Source organism: Streptomyces lincolnensis (assembly GCF_001685355.1).
In the GTDB taxonomy this organism is placed as follows: Bacteria; Actinomycetota; Actinomycetes; order Streptomycetales; family Streptomycetaceae; genus Streptomyces; species Streptomyces lincolnensis.
The window spans coordinates 7,016,383-7,031,449 of sequence record NZ_CP016438.1; the positions used below are offsets into that span (position 1 = coordinate 7,016,383).

11 protein-coding genes and 2 riboswitches are annotated in these 15,067 nt (G+C 72.1%); of the genes, 7 read left to right on the forward strand and 4 right to left on the reverse strand.

Annotated features, from left to right (window positions below; genetic code table 11):
• Positions 1 to 9 precede the first annotated feature (9 nt).
• From SLINC_RS31385 to SLINC_RS31400, 4 genes are all read left to right on the forward strand, one after another.
• A complete protein-coding gene (locus SLINC_RS31385) occupies positions 10 to 3,735 on the forward strand; it encodes a non-ribosomal peptide synthetase (RefSeq protein ID WP_067440063.1) in 3,726 nt (1,241 codons plus the stop codon).
• A 67-nt stretch (positions 3,736 to 3,802) separates the two neighbouring features.
• Positions 3,803 to 4,993 carry an acyl-CoA/acyl-ACP dehydrogenase gene (locus SLINC_RS31390; RefSeq protein ID WP_067440066.1) on the forward strand — a complete coding sequence of 397 codons (1,191 nt, stop codon included), beginning with the start codon at positions 3,803 to 3,805 and terminating at the stop codon, positions 4,991 to 4,993.
• The gene (locus SLINC_RS31395) at positions 4,990 to 6,099 is read left to right on the forward strand and encodes a serine hydrolase domain-containing protein (protein WP_079164825.1); all 1,110 of its coding nucleotides are present in this window, start codon (positions 4,990 to 4,992) and stop codon (positions 6,097 to 6,099) included. Before SLINC_RS31390 ends, SLINC_RS31395 begins: the two co-directional genes overlap by 4 nt.
• Before the next feature lie 21 nt (positions 6,100 to 6,120).
• Positions 6,121 to 6,951: a DUF429 domain-containing protein gene (locus tag SLINC_RS31400; protein ID WP_182449224.1), complete on the forward strand. Its 831-nt coding sequence runs from the start codon at positions 6,121 to 6,123 to the stop codon at positions 6,949 to 6,951.
• 28 nt (positions 6,952 to 6,979) lie between these two features.
• Here SLINC_RS31400 and SLINC_RS31405 read toward each other — a convergent pair whose 3' ends face one another.
• From SLINC_RS31405 to gcvT, 4 genes are all read right to left on the reverse strand, one after another.
• Positions 6,980 to 8,347 carry an L-serine ammonia-lyase gene (locus SLINC_RS31405; RefSeq protein WP_067440069.1) on the reverse strand — a complete coding sequence of 456 codons (1,368 nt, stop codon included), beginning with the start codon at positions 8,345 to 8,347 and terminating at the stop codon, positions 6,980 to 6,982.
• A 55-nt stretch (positions 8,348 to 8,402) separates the two neighbouring features.
• Entirely contained in the window at positions 8,403 to 9,665 is a 1,263-nt protein-coding gene (gene glyA / locus SLINC_RS31410; protein ID WP_067440073.1) for a serine hydroxymethyltransferase, read from the reverse strand.
• 15 nt (positions 9,666 to 9,680) lie between these two features.
• Positions 9,681 to 10,058 (reverse strand): glycine cleavage system protein GcvH, encoded by a 378-nt coding sequence (gcvH, locus tag SLINC_RS31415; RefSeq protein ID WP_067440076.1) that lies wholly within the window; start codon positions 10,056 to 10,058, stop codon positions 9,681 to 9,683.
• Between the two features lie 109 nt (positions 10,059 to 10,167).
• Positions 10,168 to 11,286: a glycine cleavage system aminomethyltransferase GcvT gene (gene gcvT / locus SLINC_RS31420; RefSeq protein WP_067440079.1), complete on the reverse strand. Its 1,119-nt coding sequence runs from the start codon at positions 11,284 to 11,286 to the stop codon at positions 10,168 to 10,170.
• A gap of 38 nt (positions 11,287 to 11,324) precedes the next feature.
• A riboswitch (glycine riboswitch) is annotated at positions 11,325 to 11,432 on the reverse strand.
• A riboswitch (glycine riboswitch) is annotated at positions 11,433 to 11,545 on the reverse strand.
• 254 nt (positions 11,546 to 11,799) lie between these two features.
• Between gcvT and SLINC_RS31425 the strand changes: the two genes are divergently transcribed.
• From SLINC_RS31425 to SLINC_RS31435, 3 genes are all read left to right on the forward strand, one after another.
• Positions 11,800 to 12,468: an AAA family ATPase gene (locus SLINC_RS31425; protein WP_067440082.1), complete on the forward strand. Its 669-nt coding sequence runs from the start codon at positions 11,800 to 11,802 to the stop codon at positions 12,466 to 12,468.
• Between the two features lie 582 nt (positions 12,469 to 13,050).
• Positions 13,051 to 13,842 carry an enhanced serine sensitivity protein SseB gene (locus SLINC_RS31430; RefSeq protein WP_067440085.1) on the forward strand — a complete coding sequence of 264 codons (792 nt, stop codon included), beginning with the start codon at positions 13,051 to 13,053 and terminating at the stop codon, positions 13,840 to 13,842.
• A gap of 176 nt (positions 13,843 to 14,018) precedes the next feature.
• Entirely contained in the window at positions 14,019 to 14,783 is a 765-nt protein-coding gene (locus SLINC_RS31435) for an enhanced serine sensitivity protein SseB C-terminal domain-containing protein (RefSeq protein WP_182449317.1), read from the forward strand.
• The last annotated feature ends 284 nt before the right edge of the window (positions 14,784 to 15,067 follow it).

A 15,067-nucleotide genomic window follows, 5' to 3' on the forward strand; every position in this document is an offset into this window, starting at 1 on the left:
AGCTCCCGTATGTCCCGCATCGAGACGCCGCTGTCCTTCGGCCAGCAGCGCATCTGGTTCGTCGAGCAGGTCGCGCCGGGCAACGTCGCCTACCTCAACCCCGACGTGCGCGTCCTGCGCGGCGCGCTCGTGGTCGAGGCGCTCGACACCGCCGTCCGCACGGTCGTCGGCCGGCACGACGCCCTGCGCACCCGGATCACGCCCGCGACCGGCGCCCGCGAACCCATGCAGTGGGTCGAGGAGAAGACCGGGCCGGTGCTGGAGGTGGTGGAGATGTCCGCGCCGGACCACTCCACCGAGGCCCTGCGGCCGGCCATCGAGACCTTCGTACGGGAGGCCGCGGACCGCCCCTTCGACCTGGCCGGCGAATCCCCCATGCGCACCTACCTGCTGCGCTGGAGCCCCACCCTGCACGTGCTGGTCGTGATCGGGCACCACATCGCCCTCGACGGCTGGTCCCTGACCAACGTCATCGACGAGATCGCCCTCTTCTACAACCGCGCGGTCGGCGCGACGGACCAGGAACCCCGTGAAGTGACGGTCCAGTACCCCGAGTTCGCCGCCTGGCAGCGCGAGCACCTCGACGAGGACCGCATCCGCGAGGAGGTCGAGTTCTGGCGCGGCTACCTGGAGGGAGCCCCCGCCGAGACCGAACTGCCCTGGGACCGCCCGCGCCCCGAGCGGCGCGACATGACCGGCACCGTCCTCAACCTCATGCTGCCCGACGAGGTGTACGGCGCGGCCCGGCAGCTGTCCTCCACGGCCCGCTGCACCCTGTACATGGTCCTCGCGGCGGCGCTGTCGGTGGTGCTCACCCGCTACTCCGACCAGCGCGACGTCGTGCTGGGCACGCCGGTCGCCGGCCGGAGCAGGACCGAGTTCGAGTCCACCGTGGGGCTCTTCCTGAACCTGATCTCGGTCCGCGTCCAGGTCGACGACGACGCCTCCTTCCTCGACCTGCTCAAGTCCACCCGCCGCTCCAGCCTCCAGGCCATCCAGCACCAGGAACTCCCGTTCGACCAGGTCCTCCAGGGCCTGTCGGTGCAGCGCAGCGACACCGTCTCACCGCTCTTCCAGGTCTCGCTGTCCGTCGCCAACCTGCCCGACCTGCCGTTCGAGCTGGCCGGCCTGGAACCCGCCGAGCACATCTGGGTCGAGCTGGCGGGCGCGCGCTACGACCTGACGACCACCTTCGTGCCCGAGGGCGAAGGGCTGCGCCTGCGCCTCCAGTACGACACGGCCCGCTTCGACGAGAGCACCGTGCGCGCCCTGGTCTCCCACGTCAGCCAGGTCCTGCTCCAGGCCGCCGGGACACCGACGGTGCGGGTGGCGGACCTGGACCTGGCCTCCGAGGAGGAGAAGCGCCGGGTGCTGGCGTTCTCCGGGGTGGACACCGTCGACGCGGCCGCCCGGCCCGTGCCGGACGTCCTGACCCGGTTCGACCGGGCGGTGCAGACCTGGCCCGACCGGCTGGCCGCCCAGGCGGGCGCGGACACCCTGACCTTCCGTGAACTGGACCGGGACGCCGGCCTGCTGGCCGACGCGCTGGCCGCCGAGGGCGTCGGACGCGGCGACGTGGTCGCGGTCCGGCTGCCGCGCGGACTCGACCTCCTGGCCACCGTCCTCGGCGTGTGGAAACTGGGCGCGGTCTTCCTCCCGGTCGACGCCGCACACCCCGAGCAGCGGGTGGCGTTCGTCCTCGGCGACGCCGGGGCCGCCCTCGTGGTCACGGACACCGGCACCGGGACGGTCGCGGGCGTCCGCGCCATCACCCCGGCCGACCTGCGGGCCCGTCCGGCCGAGCGGGCCCCGCGCCCCGAGGCCGAGAGTGACATCGACGCCGGGACGACCGCGTACATCATGTACACCTCGGGCTCCACGGGGGATCCGAAGGGTGTGGCCGTCGCCCGCACGGCACTGTCCGCCTTCTGCGAGGCCGCGGTCGACCTCGTCCGGATGACCCCCGAGGACGTCTCGCTCGCCCTGACCACCCCCTCCTTCGACATCTCCCTCCTGGAGTACCTGGTCCCGCTGCTGGCCGCGGCCTCGGTCCGGCTGCTCCCGGAGGGCGCGACCGACCCCGCGGCGGTACGGCGGGCGCTGGAGCGGACCCCGCCGGTGACCTTCGTCGGCGGCACCCCCACCGTGTGGAAGTCGCTGCGCGACGCGGGCGTCGAGGTCGCGGACGGAACCCGGCTGATGCTCGGCGGCGAACCGCTGCCCGGCGAGTTCGCCACCCATCTGGACGGCCGCGGACTGACGTACTGGAACTTCTACGGCCCGACCGAGGCCACCGTGTACTGCACCGTCCGTACATCCGACGAGGGAACCAGGACAGACACCGCCTTGGTCGACACGGCCTCCTGCGTCGGCGCCCCGTTCGGTCTGAACCGCGCCTACGTCCTGGACGCGTCCTACCGCCCCTGCCCGGTCAACGTCCCCGGCGAGATCTTCCTCGCCGGACCCCAGGTGGCCCAGGGCTACGTCGGGCAGCCCGAACTCACCGCCAGCCGCTTCCCGCTCGACCGGATCGCGGCGGACGGGTACCGCCGCTACCGCACCGGGGACGCCGGACGCTGGGACGCCGAGGGCCGGCTGCGCTTCCTGGGGCGGCTGGACACCCAGGTCAAGGTGCGGGGCTTCCGGGTCGAACTGGAGGAGATCGAGAAGCGGCTGGCGCGCTGCCCCGGCGTCGGCGACGCGGTCGTCGGCGTCGACCCGGAGACCGGTGACCGGCTGATCGCCGGCGTCATCCCCGACGGCGACACCCCGCCCGACCCGGCCCGGCTGCGGGAGTGGCTCGCCGAGACGCTGCCCGAGTACATGATCCCGTCCGTGTACACCACGCTGACCGCGCTGCCGATGTCCGCGAGCGGCAAGCTCGACCGGCGCCGCCTGGGCACTCCCACCGCCCCCGCGCCGGCGGCCGACCTCGACGGCGGCTCGCCCCACGAGCAGCTGGTCCGCGGGGTCTTCCGCGACCTGCTGGGACGCGACGACATCGGGCGCGACTCCAACTTCTTCGAACTGGGCGGGCATTCGCTGCTCGCCGTGCAGATGGTGCTCAGGTTCCAGGACATGTTCGGCGTCACGCTGGAGACCGCCGAGGTCTTCCGCTACCCGACCCCGCGGACCTTCGCCGAGCGGCTCGGCCGCCCGGCCTTCGTCCGGGAGCCCGCCGTCCCGCTGCGCACCGCGGGCGGCGACCCGACGGTGGTCTGCCTGCCGCCGCTCTCCGGTACGGCCTGGAGCTTCGTCCAGCTGCTGCCGTACCTCCCCAAGCACATGCCGGTCCACGGCGTGCTGTCACCGCTCCTGGAGGCACAGGGGCGGACCGCCGAACCGGCCGCCCTGCTGGCGGAGTTCGTCGAGGCGGTGGAGAGCGTCGACGTCCTCGGACCGGTCGTGCTGGTCGGCTGGTCCGTCGGCGCGGCGCTGGCACCGGCCGTGGCGGCCGAACTCCAGGACCGCGGCTTCGAGATCGAGCACGTGGTGATGTTCGACGCGGCCGACGTGGACCTCGACGGTCCGACTCCCCGGGTGGACTGCGGGCTCACCCACTTCCTCGCCGCGGACCGTGCCTCGGCGCTCGACCCGCAGTACTGGGAGGGCCTGTTCAAGGGCGCCACACAGACGATCACGACCGGCGCCCCGCATCTGCGCATGCTCGACCCCGACATGCTCGCCGAGTCGGGACCCCGACTGCGCGAGACGCTCGGGGAGTTCGGCCAGTAGCGCCGACAGCATCCGTACCCGTACCGCACCTACCGGACCCGTACAGCACATACCGGCGGAAGAGGCCATGGCTGAAGACCCGAAGGACACCCCCGAGCTCCTGCCCCTGCGTGAACGCCTGGCCGCGGTCGTCCAGACGGCACGCGCCCATGCCCAGGACGTGGACGCGGAGGGCCGCTTCCCCGCCGAGGCCGTCGGCGCGCTGAAACGGCACCGGCTGCTGGCCCCGGAGCCGGCCCCCGGCGGCGGGCTGTGGACCGCGCCGCAGATCGTCGCGGTGGCCCACGCGCTCGGCCAGGCCTGCGCCTCCACCGGCATGATCTGGGCCATGCACCAGGGTCAGATCCAGGCGGTCGCCCGCCAGCCCAAGACCGCCACGGCGGTGCAGGACTTCCTCGACACGGCGTGGGAGACCCAGCCGCTGGTGGCCAGCCTGATGTCGGAGGTCGGCGCCGCGAGCCCCCGGGAGAGCCGCGCCCACTGCCGCGAGGATCCGGACGGCGACGGCGCCGTCACCATCGACAAGAACGTCTCGGTCTCCTCCTACCTCCAGCAGGCCGACGCCGGTCTGCTGGTGGCCCGGCGCTCGGCCGAGGACGCCGTCACCGAGCAGGCCGTGGTGCTGGTGCTCCGCAAGGAGCTGACCATCGCCCAGTGGCGCGACTGGCAGGCGCTCGGCATGCGCGGCACGGGCAGCGGCGGCGGCCGGGTCCGCGCCCGCACCCACCGCGACCGGATCCTGGAGGAGTCCTTCAGCGAGGTCTCGGCCCGCGTCATCATGCCGCTGTCCAACCTGGGCTGGGCCGCGTGCTGGCTGGGCATCGCCGAGTCCGCGTTCGTCGTCGCCCAGGACGCCTTCCGCCGCCAGCAGGGCAGGACGGCGCCCGACGTCCTCACCGCCAAGACCATGCGGCTGGGACGGGCCTCGGACACCATCGACGAACTGACCGAGCAGATCCACTTCCTCGCCGAGCAGTACGAACAGGCGCGGGGGGAGGCGAGCGACGCCCTGGTGCGCCGCTCCAACGCACTGCGCCTGACGGCCGCCGCCCGCGCCAACGACAGCGTGCTGGACTCCTTCCAGGTCATCGGGGTGGACGCCTATCGGGAGCCGTCGGCGAGCAAGTGGAGCCTGAGCCGCCAGATCCGCGACGTACTGTCCGCCCGGGTCATGATCAGCGAGGACCGGATCCGCCTCGGCAGCGGCCAGCTCGCCCAACTCCCGCGCACCAGCGGACTCCAGGACGCGCTCGGATGACCGGCGAGCCGGGGCACACGGTTCCATCGCGGTACGACGCCCAGGTGCTGGAGGGCGGTGACCGGACCGCCGGCCCCTGGGCCGGAGTGGACGAGAAGGCGCTCGCGTCGGCCGTGCGGGCACAGGCGGCACGGCCGGTGGCCGGCATCGACGGCATGGCGTCGTACCTCGCCGACCAGGTGTCGGACACCTCGCACCGGGAGGTCGTCGGCCCGCTGCTGGACGGCGGCGGCGCGAGCGGTGTCGTCGTACGGCATGGCACGGTCCTCGCCTCCTGGGGCGATCCGACGCGCCCGGAGATGGCGTACAGCGCGACGAAGAGCGTGCTGTCGCTGGTGGCCGGAATCGCCCACGACGACGGGCTGCTGCGCCTGGACGAGCCGGTGTCGGCCGCGATCGACCTGCCGCAGTTCGCGGACGACCACGGGCGGGCGATCACCTGGCGCCATCTGCTGGACCAGACGAGCCAGTGGGAGGGCGAACTGTGGTCCAAGCCGACCTGGGTGGACGCCCAGAGCACCCGCGAGGGCACGGAGTCGCCGGGCGGCCCGCCCGGCGCGGGCTGGGCCTACAACGACGTCCGGGTCAACCTCACGGCCCTGGCCCTGACCGTCCTGCTGCGCCGCGCCCTGCCGGAGGTCCTGCGCGAGCGGGTGATGGAACCGATCGGCGCCTCCCGGTCCTGGTCCTGGCACGGCTACGACACCGCGGTCGTCGACCTCGACGGCACCACGCTGCCCGTGGTCTCCGGCGGGGCCCACTGGGGCGGCGGCCTGTGGATCAGCGCCCTGGACCTGGCCCGCCTGGGACAGCTCTGCCTGCGCGACGGCCACTGGGACGGCCAACGGGTCCTCTCCTGCCGCTGGATCGGCGAGCTGTGGACCCCCTGCCCGGTCAAGCCCAACTACGGCCTGTCCTGGTGGCTCAACGACCACCGCACCGTCTGGCCCACCGCCCCCACCACCGGCCGCTGCGCCCGCGGCAACGCGGGCGCCCACCTCCTGTGGGTCGACCCGGCCCGCGACCTGGTCATCACCTCCCGCTGGGGCAGTGACGTCGAGACCCTGCTGACGGAGGTGTCGGCGGCGGTGCCGACGAGCCCCTGAGCCCTAGGGAAGGGAGTGCCCATGCAGGTGAAGCCCGTGATAAAGCAGGCCTCCGAGGCGATGGTGACGGTGGGCGTCGACCTGGCCGGGCGCACCGGAACCACGGGCGTGTGCCGCGTGACGTGGGGTCGGCGGCCCGCGGCCGAACTGCTGCCCGCGAAGCACGACGACGACCTGCTGGAAGCGATGCGGTCCGCGGACAGGACGGGACTGGACTCGCCCCTGGGCTGGCCGGCCGCCTTCGTCGCCCTGCTCACCGCGCACCGGACCGGAGTCGAGCTCCCCGCGCTCGCCCACCACGCGGCGTGCGCCGACGGCCGGCCGGGGCTCGGCAACACCCTCACCCACCGGCTGACCGACGACATCGCGTGGAAGCGCACCGGGGCGGGCAGGCAGCGTCCGCTCTCGGTGTCGGCCGACAAACTCGGCATCGTCGCCATCCGCGCGGCCGGCCTGCTGGCGCGACTGGCCGAGGGCGGCCCGGCGGTCCCGCGCGACGGCTCGGGTCCGGTGGTCGAGGTCTACCCGGCGTTCGCGCTGATCCAGTGGGGGCTCGCCCCGGCGGGAACCTACAAGGGCAAGGACGCCACGGCCGCGCGGACGGGCATTCTCGCCGGTCTCGAAGCCGGCCTGGACCTGGACCTGTCCGACCGGGTCCGTGACCGGTGTGTGGCCAGTGACCACGACCTGGACGCCCTGATCTCGGCGATCGTCGCCCGGGCCGCGGCGTGTGGAATGACCCATGCGCCGGCCACCGAGGAGGAGCGCGCCATGGCCGCGGTCGAGGGCTGGATACACCTCCCTCGACGAGACCTTCCCCTAACCGCTGTGCGGAATGGGGAAGTTCACTGACATCAGGGACTAGTCAGAGCCCATTTCCCTAGCACTCGATGATGTTCACGGCCAGCCCGCCCCGGGCCGTCTCCTTGTACTTGACGCTCATGTCGGCGCCGGTGTCCTTCATGGTCTTGATGACCTTGTCGAGGGAGACCTTGTGGGAGCCGTCGCCGCGCATGGCCATGCGGGCCGCCGTGACCGCCTTCACCGCGGCCATGCCGTTGCGTTCGATGCAGGGGATCTGGACGAGGCCGCCGACGGGGTCGCAGGTGAGGCCGAGGTTGTGCTCCATGCCGATCTCGGCCGCGTTCTCGACCTGTTCGGGGGAGCCGCCGAGGACCTCGGCGAGCGCGCCGGCGGCCATGGAGCAGGCGGAGCCGACCTCGCCCTGGCAGCCGACCTCGGCGCCGGAGATGGAGGCGTTCTCCTTGAAGAGCATGCCGATGGCGCCGGCGGCGAGCAGGAAGCGCACCACGCCGTCCTCGTCGGCGCCGGGCACGAAGTTGATGTAGTAGTGCAGGACCGCCGGGATGATCCCGGCCGCTCCGTTCGTCGGGGCCGTCACCACGCGCCCGCCCGCCGCGTTCTCCTCGTTCACGGCCATGGCGTAGAGGGTGATCCACTCCATGGAACGGGCCAACGGGTCGCCCTCCGCCCGGAGCTGACGCGCCGAGACGGCGGCCCTGCGGCGGACCCTGAGCCCGCCGGGCAGGATGCCCTCCCGGGACATGCCCCGCGACACGCACGCCTGCATGACCCGCCAGATCTCCAGCAGCCCGGTGCGGATCTCCTCCTCGGTGCGCCAGGCGCGCTCGTTCTCCAGCATCAGCGCGGAGATCGACAGGCCGGTCTCCCGCGTCAGCCGCAGCAGCTCGTCGCCCGTGCGGAAGGGGTACTTCAGGACCGTGTCGTCCAGCTTGATGCGGTCGGCGCCGATCGCCTCCTCGTCGACGACGAAACCGCCGCCGACCGAGTAGTACGTCTTGGAGAGCAGCTCCGTACCCGCCGCGTCGTACGCCCACACCGTCATGCCGTTCGCGTGGTAATCGAGCGTCTTACGGCGGTGCAGGACCAGGTCGTCGTCGAAGGAGAACGCGATCTCGTGCTCGTCGAGCAGCCGGATGCGGCCGGACGACCTGATCGCCTCGACCCGTTCGTCCGCGCCCTCCACGTCCACCGTCCGCGGCGAGGCGCCCTCCAGCCCGAGCAGCACCGCCTTCGGGGTGCCGTGGCCGTGACCGGTCGCGCCCAGGGAGCCGTAGAGCTCGGCGCGGACGGAGGCGACGGAGCCCAGCAGGTCCTCGTTGCGCAGGCGGCGGGCGAACATGCGGGCCGCGCGCATCGGGCCGACCGTGTGGGAGCTGGACGGGCCGATGCCGATCGAGAACAGGTCGAAGACCGAGATGGCCACGGGCACTCCTAAGAAAGGGTGGGGACACACGTCGTCGGGTGCCCCCACCAGGAAACTACTTGTTCAGACCCGGGTACAGCGGGTGCTTGTCGGCGAGTGCCTTCACGCGGGTCTTCAGGGATGCGGTGTCGTAGATGGGCTTGAGGGCTTCGGCGATCACGTCCGCGACCTCGGTGAAGTCCTCGGCCGTGAAGCCGCGGGTGGCCAGCGCCGGGGTGCCGATGCGCAGGCCCGAGGTGACCATCGGCGGGCGCGGGTCGTTCGGGACGGCGTTGCGGTTGACCGTGATGCCGACCTCGTGGAGACGGTCCTCGGCCTGCTGCCCGTCCAGTTCCGACTCGCGCAGGTCGACGAGGACGAGGTGCACGTCGGTGCCGCCGGACAGCACGTTCACCCCGGCCTCGCGGGCGTCCGCGGCCGTCAGACGCTCGGCGAGGATCCGCGCACCCTCCACCGTACGCCGCTGCCGCTCCTTGAAGTCCTCGGAAGCGGCGACCTTGAAGGAGACGGCCTTCGCCGCGATCACGTGCTCCAGGGGACCGCCCTGGAAGCCCGGGAAGACGGACGAGTTCAGCTTCTTCGCGAAGTCCTTCTTCGCCAGGATGATTCCGCCGCGCGGCCCGCCGAGGGTCTTGTGCGTGGTGGAGGTGACGACGTCGGCGTACTCGACCGGGTTCGGGTGCAGCCCCGCCGCGACCAGGCCGGCGAAGTGCGCCATGTCGACCCACAGGAAGGCTTCGACCTCGTCCGCGATCCGGCGGAACTCGGCGAAGTCGAGCTGGCGCGGGTACGCCGACCAGCCCGCGATGATCACCTTCGGCCGGTGCTCCTTGGCGAGCCGCTCGACCTCGGCCATGTCGACCAGACCGGCGTCGTCCACGTGGTAGGCGACCACGTTGAACTGCTTGCCGGAGAAGTTCAGGCGCATGCCGTGGGTGAGGTGGCCGCCGTGCGCGAGGTCCAGGCCGAGGATGGTGTCGCCGGGCTGGGCCAGGGCGAACAGGGCGGCCTGGTTGGCGGAGGCGCCGGAGTGCGGCTGGACGTTGGCGTACTCGGCGCCGAACAGTTCCTTGAGGCGGTCGATGGCGATCTGTTCGGTGACGTCGACGTGTTCGCAGCCGCCGTAGTAGCGGCGGCCGGGGTAGCCCTCGGCGTATTTGTTGGTGAGGACCGAGCCCTGGGCCTCCATGACCGCCAGCGGGGCGAAGTTCTCCGAGGCGATCATTTCGAGCGTGGACTGCTGGCGCAGGAGCTCGGCGTCGACCGCGGCGGCGACCTCCGGGTCGAGCTCGTGCAGGGGCGTGTTCAGAACGGACATCGGGTGTACGACTCCTCAGCCGGCGGAAAAGGCGGTGTACTCGTCGGCGGAGAGCAGGTCGCCCGGCTCCTCGGCGACGCGCACCTTGAACAGCCAGCCCCCCTCGAAGGGGGCGGAGTTCACCAGCGACGGGTCGTTGACGACGTCCTCGTTGACCTCGGTGACCTCACCGGCGACGGGGGAGTACAGGTCGCTGACCGACTTGGTCGACTCCAGCTCGCCGCAGGTCTCGCCCGCGGCCACCGTGTCACCGACCTCCGGGAGCTGGACGAAGACCACATCGCCGAGCGCGTTGGCCGCGTGCTCGGTGATGCCGACCGTCGAGACGCCGTCCTCGGCGCCCGACAGCCACTCGTGCTCCTTGCTGTAGCGCAGCTGCTGGGGGTTGCTCATGGCCTGAATTCTCCTGTACGCGGTGGAGTGCTGGTGAATGGGGGACTGCGAAAGGTGCGTGTGAGCAGCGGACATGTGCGCAGGGTCACGCACCGGCCGCTTCGCGTGGCTACTTCTGCCGCTTGTAGAACGGCAGTGCCACGACCTCGTACGGCTCGTGACTGCCCCGGATGTCCACGCCGACACCGGCGGTGCCCGGCGCCGCGTGTGCCGCGTCGACGTACGCCATCGCGATGGGCTTGCCCAGCGTGGGGGAGGGAGCACCGGAGGTGACCTCGCCGATCACCTCGCCGCCGGCGACGACGGCGTACCCGGCGCGCGGGACGCGGCGGCCCTCGGCGACCAGGCCGACCAGGACGCGCGGCGGATTCTCCCGGGAGCGGGCGGCGGCTTCCTCCAGCGCCCCGCGCCCGACGAAGTCGCCCTCCTTCTCGAACTTCACGACCCGTCCGAGGCCCGCGTCGAAGGGCGTCAGCGAGGTCGAGAGCTCGTGCCCGTACAGCGGCATGCCCGCCTCCAGGCGCAGGGTGTCCCGGCAGGACAGTCCGCAGGGGACCAGGCCGACGCCCTCGCCGGCCTTGGTCAGGGCCTGCCACAGCTCGACCGCGTGCTCCGGCTTCACGAACAGCTCGAAGCCGTCCTCGCCGGTGTAGCCGGTGCGGGCGATCAGCGCGGGCACGCCCGCGACCGTGCCCGGCAGACCCGCGTAGTACTTCAGGCCGTCGAGACCGGCGTCGGTGAGGGAGGCGAGGATGCCCGGGGACTCCGGTCCCTGTACGGCGATCAGGGCGTAGGCGTCCCGGTCGTCGCGTACGACGGCGTCGAAGCCGGCGGAGCGCTCGACGAGGGCGTCCAGGACGACCTGGGCGTTGGAGGCGTTGGCGACCACCATGAACTCGGTGTCGCCCAGGCGGTAGACGATCAGGTCGTCCAGGATGCCGCCGTCCTCCTGGCAGATCATGGTGTAGCGGGCGCGGCCGACACCGACGGAGGCGAGGTTGCCGACCAGGGCGTGGTTCAGCAGGGCGGACGCCTCCGGACCGCTCACGGTGATCTCGCCCATGTGCGAGAGGTCGAAGAGGCCGGCCCTGGTGCGGACGGCGTTGTGCTCGTCGCGTTCGGAGCCGTAGCGCAGCGGCATGTCCCAGCCGGCGAAGTCGGTCATCGTGGCGCCGAGCGAGCGGTGCAGGGCGTCGAGCGCGGTATGACGGATCGGGGTACTGCTCATCGGACGGTCGTCTCCCAAGGCATGACTGGCGAGGTCGTTCCTCCCCATCTGTCATCGGAACCTGAGAGGTTCGTCATGACCGTACGGGGCATGACTTGCACCTTGGGTGGAGCCACCGGGAACGGCGGCCCGCTTTTCAGATGTGCCTCGCCCGCGCGGTAACGGGGCCTGAGAGATTCAAGGGAGGGACTTGCTCCTTCGGCGCCCCGGCGACGTCGTACTGCTGACGTACGGCTGGGGACTCTCCCGCGCGGATTCAAACGGCCGGTATGCAGTTGGCGGGCACATCATTGCACGCATCGGTCCGGCACGGCAGGGGGACCCGTGCGGAGGTCACGCACAGGACTCGCACAGGGCTCGCACGGGAATCGCGCGGCGTTCACGGACAGGCACAGCGCGCTGTAGCAGGCTTGTTGCGGTAAACGGACGGAAACGAGAGGCACCGCGCATTACCTTCTCTTTACACTCGACGGGGATGGGATCTCGTGACCACCCCAGGGGAGGACGATCACGGTGAACAGGACCACGGCGTACGCGACCACCTCGGCCCTCGCGCTGCCCCAGCAGCCGACGGCCCCGGCCAGGGAGGCCTGCGGCCCGCTCACCGCACCCGTCGTCCGCGACCTGCGCGAGCGTGAGGGCCACAGCCCGCACGCCCTGCTCTTCGCGCCCCGGGACCTCGTGGTGATCACGGGCCTGCCGGGCAGCGGCAAGACCACGCTGATGAAGCGGACGGTCAGGGGCACCCGAATCGACTCCCAGGACACCCGGGACCGCTGGGAGGAGCGCGTACCCCGCTTCCTGCCGTACGCGGCCTACCGGCCTCTGGTCCGTCTCGCGCACTACGCCGGACTGCGCCGCGCCCTGCGCTCCGGCGAGGGCGTCGTCGTGCACGACTGCGGCACGCAGGCCTGGGTGCGCCGCTGGCTGGCCCGCGAGGCCCGCCGCCGTGGCGGCACCCTGCACCTCCTGCTCCTCGACGTCACCCCCGACACCGCCCTCGCCGGCCAACGCGAGCGCGGCCGCGGCGTCTCCCGCTACGCCTTCCTCCGCCACCGCGGCGCCGCCGCCCGCCTGATCGGCTCCGCAGAACACGGCGACCTCCCCCAGGGCGTCGGCTCAGCAGTCCTCATCGACCGAGCCGCAGCCAACGTCCTCCACCGCATCGGCTTCACGGGCTGACGGGCTGACGGGCTGACGGGCTGGGGGGGGGCTTGTCCCGACGGGGGCGCACTCCCCCTCGGTTGGGCGTCCCCGGGCAGGCCGCTGCCGTCCGGGGTGCCTTCCCCCGGGGTGTCCCACCGGCGGGCGTTGTCCGGTTGGGCGTCCCCCTGTGGTTGCTCTCCGGGCGGGGCCTTTCGCTGGTGGGAGCCTCGACGGGGCGCTGTCCGGGCGAGGTGCTTTCTGGGGGTGTTCTCCGGACGGGCGTTCCCCGGGCAAGGCCGGCCTCCCGTCGGCGGGTGCTTCAGCGGTGAGTGGCCTTGCGGCAGGGCGCCCTCTCTCCGCGGCGCCTCCTCCCGAGCCCCCGTCCGCGAGGGCCCGCCGGTGGTGCCCCTGCTCAGGCGGCGCTCCGCTGACGGCTCCCCTCACGAGGTGCGGGTCGCCACCGGTGCCTCGTGCCGACAGAGGCTCCCCCACCCAGCGCCCCCTTCACCGGCGGAGCCGTCTGTTCCGTTTGGTGGAGGGGTTCCGGGCGGTGTCCAGGCCCTTCGTACCCGTTAGCCTTTTCAGCCACAGCAGTGGTACTCGGCAGGCGGTAGGCAGATGGACTTCCCGGCGGATCTCCCCGCGGACTTCTCGGCGCGGGCGCACCCCCATCCCCACGGTGGATGGCCCGGCAATGAGCTGGAGGAGGTGCTCTCGGCCTCGCTCGGCATCCCCTCGGCCGGGGGGCGGATCGTCGAGGTGCTCGGGCGGAGCTTCGTGTGGGTGCCGCTGCCGAGCGGCGGTGGCCCGCAGAGCGGACCGCTCGACCTGCCCACGCTGGAGATCGAGGGCCAGGCCTATGTGCCGGTGTTCAGCTCAGAGGAACAGTTCCGCCAGGTCGTCGGCGCGCACATGTCGTACACCATCGCCCCCGCCGTGGAGTTCGCGCGCGGTCTGCCCCCGCAGGTCGGCATCGCGCTGAACCCCGACGGCGTGGTGGGCGTCCCGCTGCCCCCGGCGGCCGTCGCCGACCTGTGCCGGACCGGCCGTACCCCGCTCGACGGCCCCGCGAGCGGCGGCCGGGTCAGGCTCTACGAGCCCGACTGGCAGGACGACCCCGTCGACTTCCTCGCCGCCGCCGCGACGGAGTTCGCGCAGACCGGCGTGGTCCTCACCGCCCGCCGCTGCCTGGCCGTCATCGAGACGGCCGACCCGGTCATGTTCGTCGGCGTCGAAGTCTCCCAGTGGGAGGACGACATCCGGGCCCTCCCCATGGAGGCCCTCTCCCGGGCCCTCACCCGGGCCCCCGCCCCCTGGCCGGTCAACCTGGTCCTCCTGGACGTCGCGGACGACCCGGTGGGCCACTGGATGCGCGGACAGGTGCGGCCCTTCTACCAGCACGGCTACTGAAGCACCCCGGCACACGACCCGCGCCCGCCGGCGGACAAGAACCCCCGAGCCCTTGGGCGATTGCTGTCGGCACCTCCACTTAAGCTGGTTTCATAACGGGGCAACTTCCAGAAGGGGCGGTTCAGGTGAGCGCCAGCGGCACGGGCACGGGCACCGCGACCGGGCAGGTCGAGCACATGCTGCGCCAGGTGACGCCCGGGCGCTACGACGCCTACGAGGCGCTCCTGCGGGCACTCGCGACCCCGAGCTCCGGCCAGGTCTGGATGCTGCTGTGGCACGGCCAGGCCGGCTCCCCGGACGCCCAGTACGGAAACATGCAGGTCGACGGCTTCGGCTACGCCCCCTGCGTCACCTCCGCCCAGGAGCTGTCCGCCAGCGGCTGGAACAGGTCGTACGAGGTGGTCGACGGCCTGGACGTGGCCCGCACCCTGTACCCCGACCACTACGGCCTCTGGCTCAACCCGCACGCCCCGGGCGGCGGCGTCGGCATCCCCTGGCTCGACCTGCGCCGTATCGCCACCGGCCTGGAGCGTCAGCCCGCCGGACCCCTGCGGCTCGCCGAGCCCGCGATCGAGGTCCCGCAGTTCTACGCCCTGCTCACACAGAACGCCCACCGCACCGGGGCGGTCCGCTCGCTGCGCCGCGCCTGGGTGCAGCCCGCGCTCGGCGCGCCGTACCTCGCCATCGGTCTCGACGTGTACGACACCAGCCCGCAGGCCGTCGACTCGGTGCGCGCGATGATGCAGCAGTCCATCGGCGCCGTCCCGGACGGCCTGCCGGTCTCCACCGTGGCGATGTCCGACGAGTACGACCCGGTCGCCCTGTGGATGCGCGCGAGCGCCCGCCCGTTCTACGACCGCGAGGCCCACGCGGCCCCCGCGCAGCCCCCGCGGGCCCCGGCGGGGGGTTACGGCTACCCGCCCGCGCGGGGCGGTTACTGACGCTCCGCGCCTCCTCGTCTCCACAACCTCGGCATGGCCCCTCAGAACATCGGCCAATTGTTACCGGCGCGTTTCTGCGCGCGTAGACCGAGGTGAAAGAGAACCTCCTGTACCATATGCCCCAACTAGCACACGTCCGGCCCGCGTTACCCCCTGTCCGGATAACGGAACCCCCCAAACCGCATCACGGTTACGCATCCATTCATCACCAAGTCTTTCAACTGATCGCCAAAGCGTTGAAGACTCCCGGGAGACACGGGCCGGTCGGTTCCCGTGAGCGAGTT

What these genes read in the sequence shown, in the direction of transcription:
- SLINC_RS31390 (WP_067440066.1), top strand. Translation starts at nt 3,803, where the DNA reads ATGGCTGAAGACCCGAAGGACACCCCCGAGCTCCTGCCCCTGCGTGAA.
- SLINC_RS31430 (WP_067440085.1), top strand. Translation starts at nt 13,051, where the DNA reads ATGGACTTCCCGGCGGATCTCCCCGCGGACTTCTCGGCGCGGGCGCAC.
- gcvT (WP_067440079.1), bottom strand. Translation starts at nt 11,286, where the DNA reads ATGAGCAGTACCCCGATCCGTCATACCGCGCTCGACGCCCTGCACCGC.
- SLINC_RS31385 (WP_067440063.1), top strand. Translation starts at nt 10, where the DNA reads ATGTCCCGCATCGAGACGCCGCTGTCCTTCGGCCAGCAGCGCATCTGG.
- glyA (WP_067440073.1), bottom strand. Translation starts at nt 9,665, where the DNA reads ATGTCCGTTCTGAACACGCCCCTGCACGAGCTCGACCCGGAGGTCGCC.
- SLINC_RS31435 (WP_182449317.1), top strand. Translation starts at nt 14,019, where the DNA reads ATGCTGCGCCAGGTGACGCCCGGGCGCTACGACGCCTACGAGGCGCTC.
- SLINC_RS31395 (WP_079164825.1), top strand. Translation starts at nt 4,990, where the DNA reads ATGACCGGCGAGCCGGGGCACACGGTTCCATCGCGGTACGACGCCCAG.
- gcvH (WP_067440076.1), bottom strand. Translation starts at nt 10,058, where the DNA reads ATGAGCAACCCCCAGCAGCTGCGCTACAGCAAGGAGCACGAGTGGCTG.
- SLINC_RS31400 (WP_182449224.1), top strand. Translation starts at nt 6,121, where the DNA reads ATGCAGGTGAAGCCCGTGATAAAGCAGGCCTCCGAGGCGATGGTGACG.